Source organism: Trabulsiella guamensis ATCC 49490 (genome assembly GCF_000734965.1).
GTDB lineage: Bacteria > Pseudomonadota > Gammaproteobacteria > Enterobacterales > Enterobacteriaceae > Trabulsiella > Trabulsiella guamensis.
Map to the genome: position 1 here is coordinate 1 of NZ_JMTB01000225.1, position 434 is coordinate 434.

1 protein-coding gene is annotated in these 434 nt (G+C 60.4%); it reads left to right on the plus strand.

Annotated features, from left to right (window positions below; translation table 11 throughout):
• The coding region (locus tag GTGU_RS23665) for a pentapeptide repeat-containing protein (RefSeq protein WP_038163883.1) at positions 1-434 on the plus strand (434 nt) is incomplete at both ends.

The window sequence follows — 434 nt, forward strand, 5'->3', positions numbered from 1 at the left end:
GGGTTGAGTCATTCAGAGAAAATGGATCACGTGCCGACCTGCGCGATGCCAACCTGCGCGGTGCCAACCTGCGCGGTGCCGACCTGCGCGGTGCCAACCTGTACGGTGCCGACCTGAGCGGTGCCAACCTGTACGGTGCCGACCTGCGCGGTGCCAACCTGTACGGTGCCGACCTGCGCGGTGCCGACCTGCGCGGTGCCAACCTGTACGGTGCCGACCTGAGCAGTGCCAACCTGCGCGGTGCCAACCTGCCTGATCTCACTTTCGTAATCGTGGGTGAGAAGTACTTCATCAGCATCACGAATGGAGAGTATGTGCGAGCTGGCTGCCAGAACCACACAGCAGAAGAATGGCGGAAATACAGCAAGCATGAAATCGCTGAGATGGATGGGCGTAATGCGCTCAAGTTCTACCCGCGCCTGCTGGACATTATC